The sequence below is a fragment of the Streptomyces malaysiensis subsp. samsunensis genome (assembly GCF_024519315.1).
Lineage (GTDB): Bacteria > Actinomycetota > Actinomycetes > Streptomycetales > Streptomycetaceae > Streptomyces > Streptomyces malaysiensis.
Window position 1 is genome coordinate 23,384 of the sequence record NZ_JANIIC010000088.1, and the last position, 9,448, is coordinate 32,831.

Sequence of the window (9,448 nt, forward strand, 5' to 3'; positions counted from 1 at the left end):
TGAGCTAATCTGGTTACCTAAGTTAAGCAATCAATGGGAGGGATGCAACCGACTCATGGTTGACGATCGTGAGGGTCTGGCCGAACTGGTGCCCAAGCTGGCCCGGCTGACCGCCGTATTCAATAGTGGACGGTTCTATGCGCGCGCTGCGGAACTCTCCCACACGACACTTGAGCGCCCGTCATTGACGATCCTGGGCATTTTGGAAGCAGCGGGTGAGCCTCGACGAATCGGCGAGATCGCTGCCAGCATGCAGGTCGAAGATCCTCATGTGACGCGGCACGTGCAGAAGCTGGAGAAAAAGCAGCTGGTGAAGCGCGTGGTCGACCCTGATGACCGGCGGGCCAGGCTTGTGGCCATCACTCCGGCTGGAGCGGCGATCGCCACCCGCTATCGGGGCGTAGTCATGGCATGGCTGTCCGATGCTATCGGGTCATGGGAGCAGCACGACCGCAAGGAGATCCTCCGTCTGGTCACACGCTTGGTCGACGACGTCCTGGGGCACCTGGCGCAACTGGAGGACGGTCCTTCGCCGTTTGATTTGCCGGACATTGCGGGGACGCCGGCTGATTCAAGCCGCTAACAGCTCGCTGACGGAGGTGTCGCCCGTCAGGATCGCCTTGTGCAGATCCTGGAGCGAACGGCAGGGATCGAGGCCGATTTCCGCACTCAGCCGGGCGCGTGCCGTCCGATAAACCTCAAGCGCCTCCGCTTGCCGGTCGGAACCGTACAAGGCGATCATGAGAAGCCGGTAGAAGACTTCGCGGAGCGGATGCTCGACAATGAGCGAGGACAGGTATCCGATCACCTCGCGGTGCCGACCGAGGCGTATGGAGCACTCGGCAAGAAGTTCCGTGCATTCAAGACGGCACTCTGCGAGCCAGGTTCCGTAGGCATGCACCATTGGACCCTGTTGCCCGTCACCGAAGGCAGGTCCTCGCCACAGCCGGAGCGCGAAGCCCAAGGATTCGGCGGCCTGCTCGTATTGGCCGGCCCGGAACTGGCTGCGACCGCGCTCAGTGAACTGTTGAAAGTCTTCGGCATCTATCTCCGCGGGGTCGGTGTGCAAGATGTACCCCCCGGGACAGGTGGTCAGTCGGCGTTCTTGAGGGCTGGCCGCACGAAGGAATTTTCGAAGTTGGCAGACGTAGACGTAAAGCGACGCGTCGGCTCGCCGGGGTGCTTCGTCTCCCCATATCTCGGCCATGAGTCGGTCTTTAGATATCACTTGACCGGTCCGGACGAGAAGGGCGGCCATTAGGCTCTGCACCTTGGGCGAGTGCAGAAACATGGGACCTTCGGTGCCGGTCACACGTAATGGTCCCAGGATTTCGTACCTCACCACTCATTCCCCTTTACGTATCAATTGGTGGATGCAACTGACATGCCGGGCGATCTTGAGTCTAGCCTTCGGTTCGAAATTGATATAGCTGGGCCCCTGGCTGGAAGCATGGATTCAGTCATGCCCCTTATCGATGAGTAAAGTGGCTTATATGGATATTTGGATGGTGTGTGAGCAGTGCGTTCGGCGGCATTCTGATGCCGAGATCTGGACGGTGTGTGCGACAGTCGACGGTCAGTCCCTGCCCGCTAGTCGCGGCTGTATTGCCTCATGTCATCGTCTCGTCGGCCGTCGTTTGTGGCGTGCGTCATATGCTCTTGAATGGCGTGATCACGGTGATGCGTCGTCAGCGGCGCCCGTGATTTCATTACGTGTCGCAGATGGATAGTCGCAAGGGACTCTGATAGGGGTCCTCTGCGTTAGCGGAGTCTCGGCCGGGCCCGGGCTATGTTGGAGACCCGGTAGCGGGCTGGTCACTGGAGGACTTGCCGAATCGGCACAGATATCCCCCGTGAAGCCTGCGCGGTGCAGGCCACGGATGCGTTGAACCATCCCATTTCACAGAAGGGAATTGCGAAATGCCGGATCCTGTAGTTGTCTCGGGCGCCGGCCCCACGGGGCTGATGCTTGCTCATGAACTGAGGCTCGCTGGAGTCGCGACCATAGTGCTTGAGCGCCTCCAGCGTCCCGGGCAGCCGCCGGGGCAGGCGATGAACACCACTGCGGTGGAACTGCTGGACCTGCGTGGGCTGTTCGAGGGTCTGCACACGGCCGCCGCCGAACTCCAAGGCACACACTTCTCGATGCTGTGGCTGGACAAGACACCTTTAGCGGGTCGGCATCGGGAGGGTGTAGTTCTGGGACAGCAACATCTCGAACGCCATTTGGAAGACGCAGCGACCCGCTTGGGAGCGGACATTCGGCGCGGACACGTGCTGCTGGACCTGGAACAGCAGGTTGATAGCGTCACGGTGACCGTCGAAGGCCCTTCAGGGCGGTATCGGATCCGAGCAGGCTACGTAGTGGGCGCGGATGGCGAAGACAGCGAGGTACGTGCCCTCGCCGACATCGCCACGGTCGAGGGACAGCAACCGTGCTACGGGGTTGTAGCCGACGTGGAGGTGGATCCGGCGACCTTGGCGGAAGTCCACCGTGGGTCCCGGTTCTCTCCGGCGGGTGGCGTGTATTCCGGGGTCCCTACGGAGCCTGGTGTCTTTCGTGTCATCACCGCCGAGTTCGACAAGGAGCCGCCCGGGCCCGAGCAGCCGGTGTCAGGGGAGGAGCTGCGGGACAGCATTCACCGGCTCAACGGCACCGAATTTCCGGCCGCGCCGACGCGGTGGATGCGGAGGTACGGCGGACCAACCCGCGTCGCGGAGCACTTGCGGAAGGGCCGCGTGTTCCTGGCCGGAGACGCAGCGCACACGTTCTTCCCGCTGGCCGGCCTTCGTCTGAGTAACTGCCTGCAGGATGCCGTCAATCTCGGCTGGAAGCTAGCTGCGGAGTACCACGGCTGGGCACCGCCGGGCCTCCTGGGCACCTACCATTCGGAGCGCCACCGGGAAGGGGCGCGGGCAGGACGGGCCGTCGAAGCACAGCTCGCCTTGATCCATCCGGCGCACAAGGTTGCCGCGTTGCGGGAACTCGTCGGTGAACTGCTCCGGTATCCGGACGCCAATCGCCTTCTGCTTGAACTGTCCACCGGGCTGGACACGAACTATGGGGAGGGGGATGGACATCCACTCGTCGGCCGCCGGATCCCCTATGCGGCATTGGTCTCCGACAGAGGACCGACCGAGCCAGCCCGTGCTCTGCGTGCCGCCCGAGGTGTGCTGATCAACATGACGGGCGGGAAGGCGCCTCTTTCAGCGCATGATTGGATGGATCGCATCGATGTACTCACGACATCTCCAGTCGGATGCCTTGAGGCCGCCGCCGTTCTCGTCCGGCCGGACGGCCATGTGGCGTGGGCCCGAAACGCGGCGGATGGCTGGGCAGGACTGACGGACGGCCTGAGGCGCTGGTTTGGTGAACCATTGACCGCGTGACACGGAGACCGGCCGGGGCGATAGCTTCATCCCGGCCGGTGCTGTGCCGTGGTTGCGGGGTGGCGTCAGGGAGTCACCACGCCACCGGAAGCTCGCGTACCCCGAACACCGCCATCTCGTAGCGGTACGAGAGCTCGTCAGGTGAGACGGCCAGCCGCAGATTGGGCAGGCGCCGCAGCAGCGTCTCTAAGGCAACCTGCAGTTCAAGCCGGGCCAAGGGGTGCCCCAGACAATGGTGGACACCGAACCCGAAGGCGACATGGCTACGCGCGTCCCGGCGGACGTCGAGATCATCTGGCGAGGTGAATTGCCGCGGGTCGCGGTTGGCGGTGTTGAGCATACAGACGATTCCCTCACCGGCCCGTATGGTCTCGTCTCCCCACTCGATATCCTCTACGGCGACGCGGCTGAGCCCGGTCTGCGCGACGCTCAGGTACCGCAGCAACTCCTCCACCGAGCCCTTGACGAGGGCGGGGTCATTGCGTACTGCGGCCAGCTGTTCGGGATGCGTTAAGAGGGCGAGCGCGCTGAGAGCGATCATGTTTGCGGTTGTCTCGTGTCCGGCGACCAGCAGCAGGCGTGCGATGCCCACGATTTCCGCACGGGTGAGCTGCCCTGTTGCCTCGCGCTCCGCGACCAGGCGGCTCAGCAGATCGTCCTGCGGATCCGAGGATTTCTGATCGACCAGTTCACTCAGAAAGCGACTTAACTCGCTTTCGGCGTTGGCCACCTCCCCTTCGTTGCGGGAACGGTCCAGTAGCGTCATGCTGTGCTTTTGGAAGAAGGCACGGTCGCTGTACGGGGCCCCGAGTAGACGGCAGATGACCAGTGACGGAATAGGGAGTGCAAATTCCGAGACCAGATCGGCGGGTGGCGTTCGGTCCGCCAGCTGGTCGATGAAGCCGTCTACGATGCGCTGGATTTCGGGGCGTAGTCGCTCCATGCGGCTTAAAGTGAATTCTCCGGCGAGCATGCCGCGCAGGCGACCGTGCTCCGGATCGTCCATCTGGCCGAAGTTGCGCCTCCCCTCCGTAAGAGCCCTCAGGCCGGCCGAGCGGAAGGGGTAGCCAGGGCGGCTGGTGTCGGCGCTGAAGCGTGAGTCCTTCAGTATCCGGCGAACATCATCGAAGCGGGTCGCAAGCCATGGAGTGCTGCCGTCCCACAGGACGATGCGGGACAGAGGTTGTTCCTCGCGTCGCTCCGTATACGGGGCTGGAGGTGCGAACGGGCACTGACGCGCGGTCTCCGGATGAAGCAGCGGGGTGATGGACGATGACACTCGATGCCTCCAAACTTAGTTAACTTAGGTAATAAGAAGTTATCGCATTCCGGGGCTGCTGGCGAGTGCTGACTGGAGTGCCGCATAAGCCAATTGCTCCGTCGGGCCACAAGGCCACCAGGCTCCGTGCTCGCGCGCATACGGATACCAAAGGCCACCAGTCCCAAGACGAATTTGGACGTCCAGTCCGTCGGCGGTGATGCGATTGCCCCAGACGCGCAGGTAGAGGGGGTTTGAGCCGTCCCATTCGGCATGGAGTGATGAGAGTGCCTGGTCCAGGGCTTTCTTTGGTGGAAGCCACATCCTCTCCAGCACGTCGAGCCCGGCTTCTCCACCGAATTTCCATGCCCGGACAGCGAAGTTCAGCTCCATAGGTAGTCGCCCGGTTCCCGTGCAAAGGCGGCTGAAAATCTCCTCGTCCTGGTGTGAAGCCGCGATGCGCACCGAGTCCCGCCAGAGATCCTCAGTGACTGTCTCGTCACCAGGCAAGGCGGAAGTCAGCATCCGGTGGGCCCTGGCCGCCGCATCCGCGATCAGCAGTTCAAGCCCTTGTGCGTCGATTCCCGTTGCCTGATGGCCATCCATCACATAAGGAGAGCCGGGACGGGCCGGTGGCGGCTGCAGTTCAGGCAGCGGCTCGCAGGTGGCGTCCCTGAAAACCTCTTCGGCCGGGACTCCCGGGCAGCGGGAGAGCATGGCGAGCAGGGCACGTTCCGGTCGTGCGGTGTCGTCGATCAGGACCTCCGAAGGGTGACGAGCCGACTGAGTTCGGCATCCGACAGTTCTGTCAGCGCGGTGTTCTCGGAGCCGAGGACGGCCTCGGCAAGTGCCCCCTTCGCCGCCAGCAGATGGGCGACGCGCTCTTCCACGGTCCCTTCGGCGATCAGCCGGTGAACCTGCACCGGCAGCGTCTGGCCGATGCGATGGGCGCGGTCAGTGGCCTGGGCCTCGACGGCCGGGTTCCACCAGCGGTCGAAGTGAATGACATGCCCTGCGTGAGTGAGATTGAGGCCGGTGCCCGCTGCCCGCAACGACAGGACGAAGACCGGCACCTCGCCCCTCTGGAATCGGGCCACCATCTCCTCCCGCTGGTTGACGGGAGTGTTTCCGTGCAGGAGCTGGGCGGTGATTCCTCTCGTTTCGAGATGCCGCAGGGTCATCCGGGCCATGGTGACGTACTGGGTGAAGACCAGAGTTGCACCGCCCTCGGAGACGATGGTGTCGACGAGCTCGTCGAGGAGGGCGAACTTGCCCGAGCGGCCGGCCAGCTTGGGGCTGCTCTCCTTGAGGTACTGGGCGGGATGGTTGCAGATCTGCTTGAGGGCCGTGATCAGCTTGAGCACCAGGCTCCGCCGGCCGGCTCCGCTCGCGCTGGAGATTGCGTCCAGGGACTCGCGCACCACAGCCTCATAGAGTGCCGCCTGTTCCCGGGTGAGGTGTACCGCGTGGTCGGTCTCAGTCTTCGGTGGCAATTCGGGAACGATGTCGGGGTCGGACTTGCGCCGTCGCATCAGGAACGGCCGAACCAGAAGGGCCAGGCGTTCTGCGGTGGCAGGGTCGTCTCCGCGCTCGATCGGGGTGGCGTAGGAAGAGCGGAAATCACTAAGGCTGCCCAGCAGGCCGGGAATGGTCCAGTCCATGATCGACCACAGCTCGGTGAGATTGTTCTCCACTGGTGTGCCGGTCAACGCGACACGGACGCCGTTGGAGACCGTTCGCAGCGCACGGGCTGTCGCTCCAACCGGATTCTTGATGTGCTGCGCCTCGTCGGCAACGACGAGTCCCCATGTCGCACTGCCCAGAGACGCGATGTCCTGGCGCATGGTTGCGTACGTGGTAAGGATGAACTCGTCCGGGCGAATGCCGTTCAGCGTCCGCTGGGCACCGTGGTATCGGCGCGTCGGCGTGCCGGGGGCGAAGCGCTGGATCTCCTTCTCCCAGTTACCGAGGAGTGAGGCCGGACACACCACCAGGGTCGGGCCAGCCGTGGCCGGGCGCCGCTGTCGGCACAGGTGGAGCGCGATCAGCGTAACCGTCTTCCCAAGCCCCATGTCGTCGGCGAGGCAGCAGCCGAGACCGGAAGAGGTCAAGCGGTCCATCCAGTCCAGGCCCTGGAGCTGGTAGTCGCGCAGGGTCGCTCGTAGCTCCGGTGGCGGGTCCGGCAAGGCACGCGGCCCGGTGTCCTCGATCCGGTGGAAGACCGTCGCCAGCCAGCCACCAGGCTCCACGGCAACGGTCTGCGAGTCGATCTCCACTGCGCCGGTGAGGAGTGCGGACAGGCCGTCCATCGCACCGAGCGGCCTCGGTTCCGGCTCGAGGGCCCCGCGTATCAGTTCGGGATCAACGAGCACCCATTGGTCCCGCAGCCGCACCACAGGTCTGTGTGCCTCTGCGAGCGCGTTCATCTCGTCCTGGCTCAGCGGATCACCGTTCATCGCCAGGTGCCAGCGAAAGCGAAGCAACAGCTCCGGGGCAAAGCGCGACGGGATGTCGCCCCTCGGGTTGTGCGCGGGCTCGATGAGTGCTGTGGAGGTGAGATCGTGTATCAGTTCCTTGGGGTAATGCACCTCGATGCCGGCCATCGCCAGAGCTTCCAGCGAGTTGTGCAGCAGGTCGTATAACTCTCCCTCGGTCAGGATGAGTTCGTCCGGAACCGGCTGACCGGCCAATCGCTCTAGAGGTGGCCAGGCGCGCGCGCCCCGCTGCAGCATGGCCCGGGCGGCATCCTGGGCACGTGGCCCGAAGAGAGCGGGAGCATCACTCCATGTCCGCACCAGATCCATGACAAGAGAGGGATGGCGGGCACTGTGCAACTGCACGACGGCCCGAAATGCCAAGGTGTCTTGATCCAGCCCGTCAGGGGAGCCGTCGCCGTCCGGCGGTTCGACGCGTAGCGAGACCCGCGGTCCCGCGTCGAGACCTGCGGCGATCTCGTCGGCCCAGAACCGCAGTTCAGGGATGTGGTGTGGAGCCAGGTCCGCGAAGGCGGGCCTTCCGGTGGCCAACGGCGCTGCCCGTGTCCGTGGCACGGCATCGGCGACGGCATCGACGAAGCCACGCAGTAGCGGCTCTTGGCGGGCCAACTGCAGAGGAGCGCTCCCCGGCAGCGGCACGGCGTGCGCCTCGACGGGCATAGCGGCGGCGAGCCGGGCCAGCCAGACGGTGTCCTCATCTGTGAGCGGCCCCGCTCGCCAGGCGTCGAAGCCACCTTGCGACACTCCCGGGAGCAGCAGACCGCGGGCCGTCAAGCGCAACGCGAACCGTGCGGCCGCTGCCCAAAAGGCCACCGAATCGCTGGTTGGCCCGGTGTCCGCCGTCAGCAGGAGGGGCAGAGCCTCCGCGACCGGGAGTATGACCGCGTTCCTCGTGCGTACACCGACTCCGCTGCCCCGGGGGTGGGCGATTGGCAATTGGACAGCTGCGCCCACGGAGGGCAGCTGAGCCCCTTCGCCGGAGAAGAAAGCCAAGACGCCGGTACGTGGGGGATCGCCTGGTAAGAAGGCTGCGCAATGCGCGATCAGTTCAGGGTGACTGCCGCTCGACGCCGCAGTCCCCTTCGTCAATAGATGAGGCTGCACGTTTTTGACACTAGCAGTCCGCCGACGGTCGGCTGTCAAGCGTGAGGCGGGGGCGAAACGTTCGCGCCGTAAATGTTGAGAGCGGACCGGCACCGAGGCTGACCTGTTTCAAAGGACTTTAAGGTCGGGCCAAGATCACCGACTTAGGTTGAAGACCGCGTGCCCCCGCATGCCTGTTCCTCCTGGCGTCCGACGGGGCACCGACCGATCTGTCCCCGGTAGCGGCCCATCCGTCGCGACACCCCGAGGAGTGTGCATCGCCCATGGCGGACCAGGATAAGCTCCGCGCCTATCTCAAGCGTGCGACGACCGACCTGATGGAGGTCCGTCGCCGCCTGCAAGAAGTTGAGGCGGGCCAGCGGGAACCGGTGGCCATCGTGGGCATGGCCTGCCGATACCCCGGCGAGGTGCGGTCCCCCGACCAGCTGTGGGAGACGGTCAGCGAGGGACGGGACGCGATCGGACCGTTCCCCGAGGACAGGGGGTGGGGGGTCGATGACCTTTACGATCCGGATCCTGCCCGGATCGGCAAGTCCACTACGCGCCAGGGTGGCTTCCTCCACGATGCGGGCTCCTTTGACCCGGCCTTTTTCGGGATCCCGCCGCGTGAAGCGCTTACCATCGACCCGCAGCAGCGTCTGCTGCTGACCACAGTATGGGAGACGTTCGAACGCGCCGGAATTGTACCGGCGGTTCTCCGCGGAGAGCCTGTCGGCGTGTTCGCGGGACTCATGTACGCCGAGTACGGACTGCGGATCCGCCGCCCCTCGGAGGAGTTCGAGGGGTATCTCGGCCAGGGCAGCGCGGCGAGCATCGCTTCAGGGAGGATCTCCTTCACCTTCGGTCTTGAGGGGCCGGCGTTCACGGTGGACACGGCGTGTTCGTCGTCGTTGGTGGCGATGCATTTGGCGGTGCAGGCGTTGCGGCGTAGTGAGTGCTCCATGGCCCTGGCCGGGGGCGCCACCGTGATGGCGACTCCTGGCACTTTTGTGGAATTCAGTCGGCAGCGAGGACTGTCTCCGGACGGGCGTTGCAAGGCGTTTGCGGCGTCGGCGGATGGGACCGGGTGGGGGGAAGGCGTCGGCATGCTGCTGTTGGAGCGGTTGTCGGACGCGCGGCGTAATGGGCATCGGGTGCTGGCGGTGATCCGCGGGAGTGCGGTCAACCAGGACGGCGCCAGTAGCCAGCTCACCGCTCCCAA

The 9,448-nt window shown here is 64.6% G+C and carries 7 protein-coding genes; 3 read left to right on the forward strand and 4 right to left on the reverse strand.

Translation table 11 applies throughout. The annotated features are described in order from the left end of the window. Positions 1-55: 55 nt before the first annotated feature. Positions 56-583: a MarR family winged helix-turn-helix transcriptional regulator gene (locus NQU54_RS43435; protein WP_257635813.1), complete on the forward strand. Its 528-nt coding sequence runs from the start codon at positions 56-58 to the stop codon at positions 581-583. On the opposite strand, the gene NQU54_RS43440 is transcribed toward NQU54_RS43435, so the two are convergent. Further along, positions 572-1,291 carry an AfsR/SARP family transcriptional regulator gene (locus NQU54_RS43440; RefSeq protein WP_306279685.1) on the reverse strand — a complete coding sequence of 240 codons (720 nt, stop codon included), beginning with the start codon at positions 1,289-1,291 and terminating at the stop codon, positions 572-574. The genes NQU54_RS43435 and NQU54_RS43440 overlap by 12 nt on opposite strands. A gap of 629 nt (positions 1,292-1,920) precedes the next feature. Between NQU54_RS43440 and NQU54_RS43445 the strand changes: the two genes are divergently transcribed. Continuing rightward, entirely contained in the window at positions 1,921-3,390 is a 1,470-nt protein-coding gene (locus NQU54_RS43445; protein WP_257635814.1) for an FAD-dependent monooxygenase, read from the forward strand. A gap of 73 nt (positions 3,391-3,463) precedes the next feature. On the opposite strand, the gene NQU54_RS43450 is transcribed toward NQU54_RS43445, so the two are convergent. From NQU54_RS43450 to NQU54_RS43460, 3 genes are read right to left on the reverse strand one after another with little or no spacing between them, the layout of a single operon-like run. Next, the gene (locus NQU54_RS43450; protein ID WP_257635815.1) at positions 3,464-4,669 is read right to left on the reverse strand and encodes a cytochrome P450; all 1,206 of its coding nucleotides are present in this window, start codon (positions 4,667-4,669) and stop codon (positions 3,464-3,466) included. 39 nt (positions 4,670-4,708) lie between these two features. Continuing rightward, positions 4,709-5,365 carry a hypothetical protein gene (locus NQU54_RS43455; RefSeq protein ID WP_257635816.1) on the reverse strand — a complete coding sequence of 219 codons (657 nt, stop codon included), beginning with the start codon at positions 5,363-5,365 and terminating at the stop codon, positions 4,709-4,711. Positions 5,366-5,403: 38 nt separating this feature from the next. Beyond that, positions 5,404-8,247, reverse strand: coding sequence for an SCO1167/SCO6262 family helicase (locus NQU54_RS43460; RefSeq protein WP_502362215.1), 2,844 nt, complete (start codon positions 8,245-8,247; stop codon positions 5,404-5,406). A gap of 263 nt (positions 8,248-8,510) precedes the next feature. On the opposite strand from NQU54_RS43460, the gene NQU54_RS43465 reads away from it, so the two are divergent. After that, a partial coding sequence (locus NQU54_RS43465; RefSeq protein ID WP_257635817.1) for a beta-ketoacyl synthase N-terminal-like domain-containing protein occupies positions 8,511-9,448 on the forward strand: 938 nt, incomplete at its 3' end.

Bases quoted from the DNA above. Each gene is read 5' to 3' on its own strand.
- NQU54_RS43440 (WP_306279685.1), bottom strand. From the start codon at position 1,291: ATGTTTCTGCACTCGCCCAAGGTGCAGAGCCTAATGGCCGCCCTTCTC.
- NQU54_RS43445 (WP_257635814.1), top strand. From the start codon at position 1,921: ATGCCGGATCCTGTAGTTGTCTCGGGCGCCGGCCCCACGGGGCTGATG.
- NQU54_RS43435 (WP_257635813.1), top strand. From the start codon at position 56: ATGGTTGACGATCGTGAGGGTCTGGCCGAACTGGTGCCCAAGCTGGCC.
- NQU54_RS43455 (WP_257635816.1), bottom strand. From the start codon at position 5,365: ATGCTCTCCCGCTGCCCGGGAGTCCCGGCCGAAGAGGTTTTCAGGGAC.